We start from the raw sequence: 14,595 nt of genomic DNA, 5'->3' as shown, positions 1-14,595 counted from the left end.
CCGCCGCCCCCGAGTCGACCGACACCCCCAGCGCGGACTCCGCGGCCTGGAACACCAGCCCGGACACCGCCCGCCCGACCACCTCCACCAGAGGATCGATCGCGGCCTCGATCACCTGGCCGATGATGTACTGCTCCAGCTGCTGCTCAAGGAAGTTGACCAGCTTCTCGGCCGCCTCCTCGATCAGCACCATCGCCGCCTCGGCCGCACCCAGCGTCGCCACCGCCGCCGCCTGGTCCGCGACGAACGCCGCCGCCAGGGCCACCAGCTCCGCGATCGCCTCCACCTTCATGGCCACGATCACGTCGGCCGCCGCGTCCAGCGCCGTCGCCACCACCTGGCAGGCCTGCACCAGCTCGGTCATGTGACTGTCCGAGAGCTGAGCCCACTTGGAGAGCAGCGCCTCGTAGGACGCACCCTCGTAGGCCTGGCCCAACTGCTTGATGGTCGCCGTCGAGTCCTGGTGGGTCGACTCCACGCTCTGCCCGAACTCCCGCACATGCGAGGCGAACTCACGCACCTTGTCCTCGTTCACCGAAGGCCAGTTGATCCCGATGAACTGCAGGAACGACACCACCTCGCCGGGCAGCTCGATCGCCACGACACCCTCCCCGTCCGAAATCCGCGGGTCCGACCGTAGCCCACGACGCCCCGTGGCGGAACGGAAGTTCCGGTGAGCGGCCGTGATTGCCCGCCGCGACCCCCCGGGCCGCGAGGGGCCGCCCGTACGGCCGGTGGCGGCCGCCGGAACCGGCCTCCCGGGCCCTGGGCCGCACGCGGTGACCGCCCGCGGCGCCGCAACACCCGGACGGGTGCCGGCCGCAGGGGCCGCGCCGCGGTTCGGCCGCCCGTACGGCCGGTCGCGGCCGCTGCCACCGGCTCGGCGTCCCGAATGGACTAACCCCGATCGCCGGACGGCCCGCACTCCCCCGAGGCTGAGAGGTGGAACGCCTCACTCAGCCGTCCGGGCCCCGGTGAGCAACCCGCGCAGGGCCGGTGTCGACCACCGTCCGCGCGTCGCCCGGGAGGCTGAAACCAGCTCACATCGATCGAGATGAGGAGTCATGCCCAAGAAGGCGATCGAGAAGCACATACCCAAGCTTGCGGCCACCGCCGCCCTGGCGGCCGCGACGCTGCTCGCCGGTGCGGCCCCGGCACTGGCGGAGGCCCCGACCCCCGCACCCTCCGGCGGCCTCAGGCCCGGTCCGGGCACCGGGGCGGTCAAGCCCAGCACCCCCACGGCGTCGGGCCGGAACGACATCGTCGTCCACCAGGGCGACACCCTGTACGGGCTGGCCATGCGCTACCGCACCACCGTGCGGGACTTCCAGCAGCTCAACGGGATGGGCGCCTCCACCCGGCTCCGGACCGGCCGCATGCTGCACGTGCCGGAAGCCGTCGCCGGCTCGCAGCCCGGCACCGCGCAGGGCACCGTCCACGCCGCGACCGACGCGAACTTCGCGCAGGTGGTCCTCCGCAGCGACAAGACCGTCCTGGTCTCCTACTGGGCGGAGTGGTGCAACTCCTGCCGGGAGCTCAACCCGGTCCTCCAGCAGGTCGCGGCCGAGCACCCCGAGGTGCGCGTGGTCCGGCTGAACATCGACGACAGCCCGACCTCGGCCGCCGCCGCCGATGTGACCTCGGTCCCGACGCTCAAGGTCTACCAGAGCGGCACGGTGGTGAAGACCATGGCCGGCGTCAGGTCCAAGGCCGCGATCGAGCAGGGCCTCACCAACCTGGTCAACCACAAGCCGTGAGCCAGGTCCGGGACGGGCGGCCGCCCTCCGGCCTCCCGAGCGGCCGCTAGCAGTACCGCCTGTGTCCACGCCGTGGTCGATTCCACGGCGTGGACGCAGTCGTACCTCCACAGCGGCGACCCGGCGCGGCCCCCGTCCCCGCGCCCCGCTGAGGACGGCCGCGGACTCCGTTCTCCGTGGGGGCACCGGTCCACCGGGAGGACGCGCCGCCGCAGGCCCGCAGGGGGGCCGGGCACGGTGTTCCTGGAGAACCCGCTGTTCCAGAGCCTCGCCCACGCCTCGATCGCCCGGACCGGAGCGGTCCGGGCCGGCCGTATCTCACCGGTCGCCGCCGCGACACCGCGAAGGCGGTCACGGACCTGCTGACCTCACACCGCCCCGTACGGGATCCGGGTACGAGCCGGCCCGCCCGGTCTCCGGGGACCTTGCGGGCAGCGCCCCGAGCCGTCCGCGGCGCCCGGCGGAACGGTCACCCATGTCGACGTTCCGTCCGGGCGGTGGGAGGACGACAGGGCCGGGTCCGGCGGCCCGCGGCGCGGGGACACGGCCAACCGACGCCCCGTCAGGCCGTGTCTCACCGTCCCTGTGGAGCCCCGGGTTGTCCCGTACGACGTCCCGCGCACATCCCGGGCGGCCCCCGAGCCGCCGCGTCCCGCCGCGCTCCGGGCCTGAGACGCCCCACCGCACCTGGGCGGCCCGGCCGCCCAGGTGCCTCCGCTCAGCCGGAGCCCTCGGTGAGGACCATCCGGAAGCGCGCGGCGCCCGAGAGCATGCGGTCGAAGGCCTCGTTGACGTCGGCCAGCGGGGCGGTCTCGATCATCGCGCGGACCCCGGTCCGGAGGCTGAAGGCCATGGTCTCCTCCACCTCCGCGGCGGTGCCCGACGGGTGCCCCTGCACCGAACGGCTGGCACCGACCAGCTGGACCGGGGTGACCTTCACGGGGTCCGGGGTGATGCCGATCACCACCAGCCGGCCCCTCGGCGCGAGACCGTCGACGGTGGCACTCATGGCGTCCGCGTTGGCCGCGGTGGCCAGCACCACCGCCGCGCCGCCCAGGGCCTGGAGGGCTTCGGCCGGGTCGGCGGCGGTGCTGTCGATGTAGTGGTCCGCGCCCAGCTGCCGGGCCAGGGCCTCCTTGTCGGCGCCACGTGCGATGGCGACCGTCTCGAACCCCATCTTCGTGGCGTACTGGACACCGAGGTGCCCCAGACCGCCGATCCCGAGGATGGCGACCAGGTCGCCCGCCCGTGCGCCGCTGCTCCGCAGGCCCATGAACGAGGTCACCCCGGCGCAGCCCAGCGGGGCGGCTTCCACCGCCGACAGACCGTCGGGGATGCGGGCCAGTGCCTCCACGGGGGCGACCATGTGGGTGGCGTAACCGCCGTCGTAGGCCCAGCCGGGAACCCTGAGGTTGAGGCAGTCGATGAAGTCGCCCTGCCGGCACGGGACGCAGTACCCGCACTGCCCGCCGAACCAGCCGACCTCGACCCGCTCGCCGACCTGCCACCGCTGCACACCGTCCCCGACCGCATCGATCCGCCCGGCCACCTCATGTCCGGTGACCAGCGGAAACGTCACCCCGGGAAACGGGGTGTGCACAAAGACCGCGTCCGTGTGGCAGACGCCGCACGCCTCCACGGCGATGCGCACATGGCCTGGGCCGGGCTGCGGCAGCTCGCGCTCGACCACCTCGAACCTTCCGCCCGGCTCGGTGACCTGGGCGACCCGCATGACGGACATGGTGGGACCTTCCGAAGGGTTCGGCGGGGGTGGGGGATTGCTTCCCATTCTCGACCGGGTGCCGCCACCGCGCGCGCCGAGCCGGGCGCGGGGCCGCCCGGGTGCGGGCCCGCCCGAGTGCGCAGGGTGAACGGGGCGCGCACGGTGCGCAGCCGCCGCAGGGTGCGCGTCCACCGCTTCGCGTGTGCACGATGGAAGGGGTCGCAGCGTCCGGGGGGCGCGGCCGCGCCGGCACCAACGACGCCGCCCCGCGGCACCTCCACCCGGTCGCGGCGGCCGCGCCGGGCGGGCGGCGGCGACCACCGAGGAGGACGACGATGAACCCCGTGCAGCTGGTCCGCGAGTTGATGACCACCGAGCTGGTCACCGTCCCGCCGTACACCTCGCTCACCGACGTGGCCGCCTGTATGCGCGACGCCGACGTCGGCTGCGTCCTGGTCACCTCGGGCGACACCCTGCACGGCGTGATCACCGACCGCGACATCACGGTCCGCGTCACGGCGGAGGGCCTGATCGCGGGCGCCACGACGGCACACCAGGCCGCCTCGGGAAGCCTGGTGACCGTCGGCCCCGACGCCACCGTCTGCGACGCGACACTGCTGATGTGCGCCCATGCCCTCCACCGGCTCCCCGTGGTGGAGGAGGGCCGGCTCGTCGGACTGCTCTCCCTCTCGGACGTCGCCGCCTCCCCCCATGCGCAGGAGGTGCTCGTCGCGCTGCAGTGCGCCGCCGCCAACCACTGACCGGCACACCGCGGCGGCCCCCGGGGCGGTCCCGCAGCGCCGGACCACCCGCCCGCACCCCGCTACAATCCCGCCCGGGCCGGGCCGGGACACGGGTCGGCGGTACACCGGGAGATGCGCTGACGATGACGGTCTTCGACGAGTGCGAGCGCCGGACCTGGGCGGGGCGGGCGGCGGCGTACGCGGGGAGCTTCGCGGCGCTCTGCGCCCATCCGGTGCCGTGGCTGCTGGACGCCGCAGAGGTCCGGGAAGGCGTCCGGGTGCTCGATGTGGGGACGGGGACCGGGACGGTCGCCGCGGCGGCCTGCGCCCGCGGTGCCCGGGTGACAGCGGTCGACGCCGAGCCGGGGATGGTCGAGCTGGCCGCACGGGCCGCCCCCGCGGCGGAGGTACGGGTCGCGGTCCTGCCGGAGCTGCCCTTCCCTGACGCCGCCTTCGACGCGGTGACGGGGAACTTCGTGCTGAATCACGTCGGCCGGCCCGCCGTCGCGCTGACCGAGTTGCGGCGGGTGGTCCGGCCGGGCGGGCTGATCGCCCTGACGATCTGGGCCGCCCCGGCGGCCGCCGGCCAGGCCCTGCTGGGCCGGGCGGTGCAGGCCGCAGGGGCGGTACGGCCGCCGCGGTTGCCCGCACTGGCGCCCGAGGACGACTTTCCCCGTACCGAGGACGGGCTCTGCGCACTGCTCGGCTCAGCCGGTCTGCGCGACGCCCGCTGCGAGACGCTTCGGTGGGACCACCGGGCCACCGCACAGGAGTGGTGGAGTGGCCCGGCGGCCGGGGTGGCCTCCATCGGCCAGGTCGTGGTGGGTCAGGCCCCCGGGGTCCGTACGGAGATCAAGCGCCACTTCGATCTGCTCAGCGCCGAGTTCACTGGGCCCGACGGTCTGCTGGCGCTGCCACACGCCGCGCTGCCGGCCCGGGCCCGGCGCTGATCCGGCCCCGGCCCGGGGGCCGGGGCGCCGGAGGTGCGCTCAGCCGCCGCTCTTGCGGCGGAACGACCGCTGGTTCGCTGCCGGTCCGTGCGCCCCATGGATCTTTGAGGCGGCGCCCGCACCTCCCGCCTCGGCGTTGGCGCGCCCGCCCTGCTTGCGTGCCAGTGCCTCCCGGAAGCGGCGCTTCACGTCGTCGCCCGTGTCGACACCCTCCTCCGGCTGCGCGCTGTCGGGCAGGACGGACTCGGGACCCTCGTACGATTCGGGCTCCACAGCCATGTAGGCCTCCTGGGTTCGAACGGTCGGAGCCCAAGACTGTCACGCCCGGCGCCCAGGGGCCGCATCGCAGCCCCGTACCCCCGGCGAACCGGACACCCCGACGGAGGACGGCCGGTTCAGACCATCCCCGTCCGGCTGGCCCGCAACTGCCCGGGGACGCCCTCGATCCGCGGCGTCTCCACGGAGGGCCGCAGCTCCTCCCGCTCCAGCGCGATCACAGCCATGTCGTCGCCCAGCGGGGCCGCCACATGGGCCAGCAGATCATCGGTCATCGCCCGCACCAGGGACTCCGGGGAGAAGTCCGCCCAGGCCGGGATCCGCTCCTGGAGCGGATAGAAGCTGCCGCCAGGGTCGCGGGCCTCGGTGACGCCGTCGGTGTAGAGGAGCAGCCGGTCCCCGGGGGCGAAGCTGAAGGTGGTGGTGGCGTACGAGCTGTCCGCCAGTCCGCCCAGACCCAGCGGCGGCGCCGGATCCGCGACGTCCAGGGCGGTGACGGCGCCGTCGTGCAGCAGCAGCGGGGGAAGGTGCCCGCAGTTGACCACGTGCACCCATGGCTCACCGTCGGGGATCTCCACCACCGCCGCGGTCACGAACCGCTCGCCGACATCGGACTCCGGGTCGGTGTCGAGGGCGGAGGACTCCGCCAGGCCCCAGCGCACGCTGGCCTCCAGCGAGGCCATCAGTTCCGGCAGCGGGGACTGGCGGTGGGCGGCGGCGCGGAAGGCCCCGAGGACGGTCTCCGTGTCGCCGATCGACCCGAGGCCCTTGCCCCGTACGTCACCGATGAGCAGCCGTGTGGCGTCGCTGGTGCGGGCCACCGCGTAGAGATCGCCGCCGACGCCGGCACAGGCTTCGGCGGCGCGGTAGGCGGAGGCGATGGACACCTCTCCGGCCCGGCGCGGCAGCGGGCGCAGCACCACTTGCTGTGCCGCCTCGGAGACCCTGCGCAGACGCGCGGCCTCCCTCCGGTGGCGCTCCCGCCGGCGGCTGACCAGGACCAGGACCACCGAGAGCAGCAACAGGGAACTCATCTGCACCAGCACGTTCTCGGTGGTGAGGGTGTGCCGTTCGAGGGCCGCGGTGAGCAGGGAGAGCATCGCGAGCAGGGCGGTCAGAGCGGCCAGCCGGGCACCGGCGAAGGCGGCGACGAAGGCGATGGGGACCACCAGGACATGGGCGATGTGGATGTCCGGCGGCAGATAGAGGTCGGCGACCGGTACGGCGACGATCAGCCCGGCCACTCCGGCTGCCCCGGCGGTCCAGGCGTAGCCGCGCGGCCCGACGTACTCCTGCCCAGCCTTCCTTCGCTGTGTCGGCGGGAGCCGAGACGGGAAGCGCATGCCGGTTCTCCCTTCCCGCGCCCCGGTGCGGCGCGCCGGTGAGAATCCCCGTTCGGTTTCAGTGTACGAACGTGATAAAGCCCGGCATATCTTCCCTGGCAGTACTTTTCCGGCATCCATGGGTGCCGGGGACGGGCGACGTCGCGCGGGAGAGGTCCGCCGTCGCTGCCGCATCCGACCCCCCGCTGCCCAGTCCCGCCGCCCCGGCGACCGGCGGCCGCTCCGCCGGGGCCGTTCCCCAGGCCGCGCCGGCGGCCCCGCCTCGCGGGCCCGGGTAATGCCCGGAGGGTCGGTGAACCAGGCGACCGGCGGGCCCTGGCCAGGGAGGACACCCCTCCCGTCCGCCTCCGGACCGGGGGCGGCGCCCCGGGCGCACACCGCGCCGGCCCGAGCGCTGTCGTCCCCCTTCTCCCGGCGGGCCCGCCCGACGCTCCCTGCGCCGCCCAGCCCGGGCGCGCTGCGCCGTCCCGGGTCGGGTGCCGTCCCTGAGCCGCGGGCGCGTCCCCCGACGGCGGACGGCGCCGCAGCCGTCAGGCAAACGTCGGACGAAACAGGACTGATGCCCGACACCCGTCGGATGACCCCGGCCGACGCGCCGTGAAAACGTTTGCATGCCGCCGCCGCGGCGGTCCCCCAGGAAGGACACGCGATCCATGAACCGTAGGTCAACCCTCCTCAGCCTGGCCGTCGCCGGCGCTCTGGGAGCCACCCTGGTCGGCGCCTCGACACTGGGCTCGGCCATCGGGGCGCAGCGTTCGGCCGCCTCGTCGCAGCGGGCCGAGGCGAGGAGCGCCGACGCGGCCGGCGGGCACTGGGTGGACACCTGGGTGTCGATGCCCCAGCTGACGGAGCCCGGCAACATGCCGCCGGCGCCGTTCACCCAGGACAACCTGGTCTTCGACAACACCACGGTGCGACAGACCGTGCATGTGTCGGTGGGCGGGCAGAACATGCGGCTGCGCTTCTCCAACGCCTTCGGCGGGGCGGCGCTGCCGATCACCGCGGTGTCGGTCGCGCTGCCCGCCGACGGGAAGCCCGGTGTGAGCGCCATCCAGCCCGGGACACAGCGCAAAGTGACCTTCGACGGCCGGACGTCGGTGTCCATCCCGGTCGGGGCACAGATGGTCACCGACCCGCTGGGCTTCGACCTCAGGGCCGGGTCCGACATCACGGTGACCGTCTACCTCGCCCACGGGCAGGCGTCCACCTCCATCACCTCGCACCCCGGTTCCCGCACCACCACCTACATGCAGACCGGCGACCACCTCACCGACGCCGACCTGCCGGGCGCGCCGCACGTGGACCACTGGTACTTCCTGAGCGGGGTCGAGGTGTGGTCCAAGCGCACCACCTCCGCGGCCGTGATGCTCGGCGACTCCCTGACCGACGGCCGGGGCTCCACCACCAACGGCAACGACCGCTGGCCCGACCAGCTGCTCGACCGGCTGCGGTCCCGGCCCGAGACGGCCGGCGTCGCGGTCGTCAACCAGGCCGCGGGCGGCAACCGGCTGCTCAACGACGGCCTCGGCCCCAGCGGGCTCGCCCGGCTGGACCGCGACGTACTGGCGCAGAGCGGTGTGGACTGGCTGCTGGTCTTCGAGGGCGTCAACGACATCGGCACGGCCGACGCCACCGAGGCGGCCCAGAAGCAGGTGACGGCGGATGTGATCGCGGCCTACAGCCAGATCATCACGCGTGCGCACGCGCAGGGCATCCGGGTGTACGGGGCGACGCTCACCCCGTTCGGCGGCAACACCGGCTACGACGACCCGGACGGGTACCGCGAGGCGTCCCGCGAGGCGGTCAACACCTGGATCCGCACCAGCGGGCGGTTCGACAGCGTGATCGACTTCGATCGCGCGGTACGCGACCCGCAGAACCCCCGGCAGATCTCCGCCACGCTGGACGTCGGTGACCATCTGCACCTCAACCCGCAGGGCTACGGGGTGCTCGCCGCCGCGGTGCCCACCTGGCTGTTCAAGCAGCAGCCGGCGCCCCTGGACCTCGGTCTGCGGTAGTCGCCCGATCTCCTGACCGCCTGCGGTGCGGGCAGGACCGACGCTGCCCCTGGTGCCCCGCGGAGCACCAGGGGCAGCGCACGTCCGGGCCCGGGACCATCCCTGGCCGAGGGGTCACCGCCGGCCGAAGGCCCGGTCGAGCGCCCGGGTCAGCGCCTCCAGCGCACCCGTGTACCCGTGCTGCGGCGGCGTCGCATAGCCGACCACCAGCCCCGGTGCGTGAGGCCCCTCCGCCGCCCAGTAGTCGCCCAGCGCACTCAGCGCCAGCGACTCCCGCCGGGCGGCCTGCAGCACCTCACGCTCGGTCGGCCCCTCCGGGGACCAGCGGACCAGGGCGTGCAGGCCCGCGCTGCGTCCCACGATCTCGGTCGACGGTGCCTTCTCGGCCAGGATCGCGGCCAGCCGCTGCCTGCGGTCCCGGTAACGGGTCCGGCAGCGGCGGATGTGCCTGTCGTACGCGCCGGAGGAGATCAGCTGGGCCAGGACCATCTGGCCCAGCGCCGCCGAGTGCTGGTCGGCGATGCGCTTGGCCACCGCCACCGGCTCCACCCAGTCGCGGGGCAGGACGAGCCAGGCCAGCCGCAGGCCCGGCGCCAGGGTCTTGCTGGTCGTCCCGGCGTAGACCACCCGCTCGGGGTCGAGTGCCTGCAGGGCGCCGCTGGGCTTGGGGTGGAACTGGAACTCGCCGTCGTAGTCGTCCTCGATGACGACCCCGTCGGCCGCGCGTGCCCAGGCGATGAGCTGCTCCCGTCGTGCGCGGGAGAGCGCCACCCCGAGCGGGTACTGGTGCATGGGTGTGACCACCACCGCCCGCGCGGGGCCGATGGAGTCCACCCGCAGGCCCTCCTCGTCGACCTCCGCGGACACCGTCGCCAGGCCCGCGGTGCGGACGATCTCGCGGAACAGGGGGTAGGAGGGGTCCTCGAAGGCCATGGTCGGGGTCTTGAGGCCGGCGACCACCTTGGCCAGCAGGCCCAGCGCCTGGGTGTAGCCGTGGCAGACGACGATCCGCTCCGGCTGTGCGACCACACCCCGGGCGCGGCCCAGATAGTGCGCCAGAGCGGCGCGCAGTTCGGGCCGCCCCCGGGGGTCGCCGTAGTCCAGGGCCTCCGCGGGCGCCTCCCTGAGCACCCGCTGCGTCGCGGTGACCCAGGCGGTCCGCGGGAAGAGGGTGACGTCCGGGAGCCCCGGCCGCAGGTTCCACCGGGGCGCCGGCCCGGCGGCGGGGGGCGTCCCCTCCTCCCGGGCGTCAGGGCGGGCCCTCAGGTCCGCCACCCGGGTGCCCGAGCCGTGGACGACCTCCAGATAGCCGGCGGTGGCGAGTTGCTCATAGGCGCTGGTCACCGTACCTCTGGCGACCTGCAGGTCCTGCGCCATGCTGCGGGTGGAGGGCATCCGCGCCCCCGGGGGGAGCCGTCCGGTCTCGATGGCCGCGCGGACCGCCGCCGCGAGCCGCTGCGACCGGCCGTGCCGCCGGCTCAGGTCCGCATCCAGATGGAGATCGAGCGAGGAGGTGGACCATTCACTGGACATGGGGTGACCCTAGCCCCGGGCCGGGTGCCGGCCGGCGGGCGGGATGGCCGCCGGTGGACCGCAGCACGTCTGCGACCTGCGGAAAGCGGGCAGCGGCCGCCGAACTGGTCCATTCAGTTGGTCGCCAAGTGGACCGATCGTGGCTGCCGCGCGCACCTACCGTGAGCCGTGGACACAGGAGACGACGCGTGCATGACGATCGCGGCGGTCGCCCGACGACGTCTGCAGGTGCTCGGCAGGCAACTGTTCAAGGGGGATTGAGCTCTTCCATGACCACCGAACCTCTCGCCATCTGCCTGATCGGGGCCGGCCCGCGTGGGCTGTCCGTACTGGAGCGCCTGATCGCCCGCGCCTGCGTGGCGCCCACGACACCGCGGGCCACCGTGCATGTCGTCGACCCCTTCCCGGCGGGGGCCGGGGCCGTCTGGCGCACGGACCAGTCCCAGGAACTGCTGATGAACACGGTGGCCTCCCAGATCACCGTCTTCACCGACGACAGCGTACGGATCGAGGGGCCGGTCGTGCCGGGGCCGGCCCTGTACGACTGGGCCGCCGCCGTCGCCCGCGACCCGCAGCGGCCCGCGGACGACCCGGTCCTCCGGGAGGCGCAGCGGCTGGGCCCGGACAGCTATCCCACCCGGGCGTTCTACGGCGCCTATCTGCGGGCCATGTTCCAGCGGGTCTGCGCACAGGCCCCCGTCGGCTTCGACGTCGTGGTCCACCGCACCCGTGCGGTCGCCCTCTGGGACCGGGCCGGGGATCCCGGCCGACGGCAGACCGTGCTGCTGGAGGACGGCACCCGGCTGGACGCGATCGCCGCCGTGGTCCTGTCGCAGGGGCACGTCCCGGCGTCCCTCACGCCCGCCGAACGGGAGCTGTCCGAACAGGCCGCCGCGCACGGCCTCACCTATCTCCCGCCCGCCAACCCGGCCGACCTCGACCTCTCCGGCATCGCCCCCGGTGAACCGGTGGTCCTGCGGGGTCTCGGCCTGAACTTCTTCGACCACATGGCACTGCTCACCGCGGGCCGCGGCGGCAGCTTCGTCCGCCGGGCGGGCCGGCTGGTGTACCGGCCGTCGGGGCGGGAGCCGCAGTTGTACGCCGGCTCACGGCGGGGCATCCCGTACCACGCCCGCGGTGAGAACCAGAAGGGGGCGTCGGGCCGGTACACCCCGCGGCTGCTCACCGCGGACTTCGTGGCGAGGCTGCGTGCCCGGGCCCAGGCCGGGGAGCCGGCCGGCTTCGGCACCGACGTCTGGCCGCTGATCGCCCGTGAGGTGGAGAGCGTCTACTACGGCTGCCTGCTGGACACCCGCGGCCGCCGGGCCGACCGGGAGCCCTTCGTGGAGCTGTACCTGGCGGCGCCGGACGAGGAGCACCGCTGTGAGATCCTCGGCGCCTACGGGATCGCCAGGGAGGACCGCTGGGACTGGGACCGGCTGGCCTTCCCGCACGAGGGGATCGAGTTCCAGCACCGGGGCCAGTTCCGCTCCTGGCTGCTGGGCTATCTCGCCCGCGACGTCGAACAGGCCATGGCGGGCAATGTCCACGGGCCGGTCAAGGCGGCGCTCGATGTGCTGCGCGACCTGCGCAACGAGGTACGGCTGGCGGTCGACCACGGCGGGCTGGAGGGCAACTCCCATCGGGACGACCTCGACGGCTGGTACACACCCCTGAACGCGTTCCTGTCGATCGGGCCGCCGCCGTCGCGGATCGAGCAGATGACCGCGCTGATCGAGGCCGGAGTGCTGGAGCTCCTCGGCCCGCGGCTGCACGTCCATGTGGACGGGCAGCGGCCGGCGTTCGTGGCCGGCAGCCGGCTGGTGCCGGGTCCCCCGGTCCGCGCCACCACACTGATCGAGGCACGGCTGCCGGAACCCGATCTGCGGCGCACCGCCGACCCCCTGATGCGCTACCTCCGCGACACGGGACAGGCGGTCCCGTTCCGGATCGACGGCGCCTGCGGAACGAGCCACGAGACCGGAGGGATGGCGGTGACGGAGCGGCCGTACCGGCTGGTGGACGCGCAGGGCCTCGCGCACCCCCGGCGGTTCGCCCACGGGGTGCCCACCGAGGCGGTGCACTGGGTGACCGCCGCGGGCATCCGCCCCGGGGTCGACTCGGTGACCCTCGGGGACTCCGACGCGATAGCACAGGCCGTGCTGCACCTCGACGGGCACGGCGACGCACGGGCCGCCGAGGCCCCGGACAGCATGGGAGCACACATATGAGTCCGCAACCCGGTACGGAGCAGCCGGACGTCCTGTGCGACGCCGGTCTGCTCTCCCCGGTCCGGGCCGGGACCCCGGTGGAGGCGGCCGTCTGCGACCGGGCCTGGCTGCAGGCCATGCTGGACGCGGAGGCCGCGCTGGTCCGCACGCAGGCCGCGCTGGGCACCGTCCCCAAGCCGGCCGCGGACAGCATCAGCGCGGCGGCCCGGGCGGAACGCCTGGACCTGCGGACGCTGGCCCTGGCGTCGCGGGAGACCGCCAATCCCGTGGTGGGCTTGGTGCAGGCGTTCACCAGGGAGGTGGCCGCGGACGACCCCTCGGCGGCGGAGTACGTGCACCGCGGCTCCACCAGCCAGGACATCCTGGACACCGGGGCGATGCTGGTGTGCGCGCGGGCGGTGCGGATCATCCGCGCCGACCTCTCCCGTGCGGCGGCCGCACTGCAGGAGCTGGCGGCCCGCCACCGCGACACCCCGATGGCCGGGCGGACCCTGGCGCTGCAGGCCGTCCCCACCACCTTCGGGCTCAAGGCCGCGGGGTGGCGGCAGCTGCTGCTGGACGCGGACGTCCGGCTGGACCGTGTCGCCGACGGGGGCCTGCCGGTCTCCCTCGGCGGAGCGGCGGGCACCCTGGCGGGCTATCTGGAGTACGCGCGGATCGACGGGCCCGCCGGGGAGTTCGACGAGGCCGGCTACGTACGGCGGCTGGTGTCCGGCTTCGCCGCGGGGACCGGGCTCGCCGTACCCGCGCTGCCCTGGCACTCGCTGCGCACCCCGATCGCCGACCTGGCCGCCGCGCTGGCCTTCACCGCCGCGGCGCTGGGCAAGCTGGCGGTCGACGTCCAGACGCTCTCCCGGACCGAGATCGCGGAGGTCTCGGAGCCGTCCGCAGCCGGCCGGGGGGCCTCGTCCGCCATGCCGCACAAGCGCAACCCGGTGCTGGCCACGCTCATCCGCAGTGCGGCGCTCCAGGTCCCCTGTCTGGCGACGGGTCTGACGCAGTGTCTGCTGGCCGAGGACGAGCGGTCGGCGGGCGGCTGGCACGCGGAGTGGCAGCTGCTGCGGGAGGTCCTGCGGCTGACGGGCGGTGCCGCCCACACGGCGGTGGAGCTGGCGGAGGGGCTGGCGGTCCATCCGCAGCGGATGCGCGCCAATCTGGACCTCACCGCGGGGCAGATCGTCTCGGAGCGGCTGAGTGCGGCCCTGGCGCCCCGCCTGGGCAAGGCCGCGGCCAAGGAGCTGCTGAGCGAGGCGTCCGCCGAGGCGGCACGCTCGGGGCTGCCGCTGTCGGAGGTCATGCTGCGGCTGCCCGGGGCCGCCGGTCTGTTCACCGCCACCGAGCTGAACGGGCTCTGCGACCCGGCGCGGTACACCGGGGCCGCGGGGGCGCTGGTGGAGCAGACGCTGTCGGAGCCGGACGACGCCTCGGGGTGACCCCGGAGGGCGGGAGTACGGCTGGGGCCGAGCCCCCAGCCCGAACGCGCCGGGCCGCAGCGGTGCTGCGGCACGGCCTGCCGTCGTGCGGGGCGCGGCACGGCCTCCCGCCGTGCCGCGCCCCGCACGGCTGCGTTTCCGGGCAGTTCAGCCCTGCCGGGTCTTCATCCGCGGGTCGCGCCGGTTGATCACATAGACACGGCCGCGACGCCGCACGACCTGGGAGCCGGGCCGGCTCTTGAGCGCCCGGAGCGAGTTTCGGACCTTCATGGGCGTCCTCCCTCTTGGTGGACGGGGACTGGCACGTCCTCCAACAGCGTCACCGGTCTGGGGATTCCGGCGGATCGCTCGGCGGCTCGCAGGTCCGGGTGACGCCGACCGGGGTGATCGCCGGCCGGGTGGCGTGGAGGGGCATGGCCCTCCCCCGCGGGCCGCGGGCTGCCCACTGCCCGGGCCTGCCCGCCGAAGCGCCCAGGCTCTCCGTCGGTCCGGCATGCCAGGGGGCAGGGCGTCCCGGGGTGGGTAGAGCTGGGGCGGCCGCGGCCGGGACGGGCGTGGGCGAGGCTGCGACGGTGTGCTCGTCTCCTG

Annotated in this window: 12 protein-coding genes; 6 read left to right on the top strand and 6 right to left on the bottom strand. The window is 74.5% G+C overall.

Annotated features, from left to right (window positions below; all coding sequences use genetic code 11):
* Positions 1-601, bottom strand: a 601-nt coding sequence (locus AOK09_RS00985; protein WP_055585152.1) for a WXG100 family type VII secretion target, incomplete at its 3' end; no start/stop codon positions are given.
* 463 nt (positions 602-1,064) lie between these two features.
* Here AOK09_RS00985 and AOK09_RS43350 point away from each other — a divergent pair.
* A complete protein-coding gene (locus AOK09_RS43350; protein ID WP_169796976.1) occupies positions 1,065-1,757 on the top strand; it encodes a thioredoxin domain-containing protein in 693 nt (230 codons plus the stop codon).
* A 718-nt stretch (positions 1,758-2,475) separates the two neighbouring features.
* Here AOK09_RS43350 and AOK09_RS00975 read toward each other — a convergent pair.
* Entirely contained in the window at positions 2,476-3,498 is a 1,023-nt protein-coding gene (locus AOK09_RS00975; protein WP_055585151.1) for an alcohol dehydrogenase, read from the bottom strand.
* A 317-nt stretch (positions 3,499-3,815) separates the two neighbouring features.
* On the opposite strand from AOK09_RS00975, the gene AOK09_RS00970 reads away from it, so the two are divergent.
* Together AOK09_RS00970 and AOK09_RS00965 are read left to right on the top strand one after the other, a co-directional pair.
* Positions 3,816-4,241 carry a CBS domain-containing protein gene (locus tag AOK09_RS00970; protein WP_055585150.1) on the top strand — a complete coding sequence of 142 codons (426 nt, stop codon included), beginning with the start codon at positions 3,816-3,818 and terminating at the stop codon, positions 4,239-4,241.
* A gap of 125 nt (positions 4,242-4,366) precedes the next feature.
* Positions 4,367-5,173, top strand: a complete 807-nt coding sequence (locus AOK09_RS00965) for a class I SAM-dependent methyltransferase (protein WP_055585149.1) — start codon at positions 4,367-4,369, stop codon at positions 5,171-5,173.
* A gap of 39 nt (positions 5,174-5,212) precedes the next feature.
* Here AOK09_RS00965 and AOK09_RS00960 read toward each other — a convergent pair whose 3' ends face one another.
* Positions 5,213-5,452, bottom strand: coding sequence for a DUF5302 domain-containing protein (locus tag AOK09_RS00960; RefSeq protein WP_055585148.1), 240 nt, complete (start codon positions 5,450-5,452; stop codon positions 5,213-5,215).
* Positions 5,453-5,568: 116 nt separating this feature from the next.
* Positions 5,569-6,792 carry a PP2C family protein-serine/threonine phosphatase gene (locus AOK09_RS00955; RefSeq protein WP_079062619.1) on the bottom strand — a complete coding sequence of 408 codons (1,224 nt, stop codon included), beginning with the start codon at positions 6,790-6,792 and terminating at the stop codon, positions 5,569-5,571.
* 653 nt (positions 6,793-7,445) lie between these two features.
* On the opposite strand from AOK09_RS00955, the gene AOK09_RS00950 reads away from it, so the two are divergent.
* Positions 7,446-8,810 carry an SGNH/GDSL hydrolase family protein gene (locus AOK09_RS00950; protein ID WP_055585147.1) on the top strand — a complete coding sequence of 455 codons (1,365 nt, stop codon included), beginning with the start codon at positions 7,446-7,448 and terminating at the stop codon, positions 8,808-8,810.
* Between the two features lie 114 nt (positions 8,811-8,924).
* Here AOK09_RS00950 and pdxR read toward each other — a convergent pair whose 3' ends face one another.
* Positions 8,925-10,343, bottom strand: a complete 1,419-nt coding sequence (pdxR, locus tag AOK09_RS00945; protein WP_055585146.1) for a MocR-like pyridoxine biosynthesis transcription factor PdxR — start codon at positions 10,341-10,343, stop codon at positions 8,925-8,927.
* A 269-nt stretch (positions 10,344-10,612) separates the two neighbouring features.
* Between pdxR and AOK09_RS00940 the strand changes: the two genes are divergently transcribed.
* Both AOK09_RS00940 and pcaB read left to right on the top strand, forming a co-directional pair.
* On the top strand, positions 10,613-12,574 hold the full coding sequence (locus tag AOK09_RS00940) for an FAD/NAD(P)-binding protein (protein ID WP_079062618.1): 1,962 nt from the start codon (positions 10,613-10,615) through the stop codon (positions 12,572-12,574).
* Positions 12,571-14,007, top strand: a complete 1,437-nt coding sequence (gene pcaB, locus AOK09_RS00935) for a 3-carboxy-cis,cis-muconate cycloisomerase (protein ID WP_055585145.1) — start codon at positions 12,571-12,573, stop codon at positions 14,005-14,007. The genes AOK09_RS00940 and pcaB overlap by 4 nt, the downstream gene beginning before the upstream one ends.
* A gap of 147 nt (positions 14,008-14,154) precedes the next feature.
* Here the strand turns inward: pcaB and ykgO are convergent, their stop codons facing one another.
* Positions 14,155-14,277 (bottom strand): type B 50S ribosomal protein L36, encoded by a 123-nt coding sequence (gene ykgO / locus AOK09_RS00930; RefSeq protein ID WP_055585144.1) that lies wholly within the window; start codon positions 14,275-14,277, stop codon positions 14,155-14,157.
* Positions 14,278-14,595: the final 318 nt, after the last annotated feature.

The organism is Peterkaempfera griseoplana (genome assembly GCF_001418575.1).
In the GTDB taxonomy this organism is placed as follows: Bacteria; Actinomycetota; Actinomycetes; order Streptomycetales; family Streptomycetaceae; genus Peterkaempfera; species Peterkaempfera griseoplana.
This window is presented reverse-complemented; position numbering and strand designations above follow the sequence as displayed.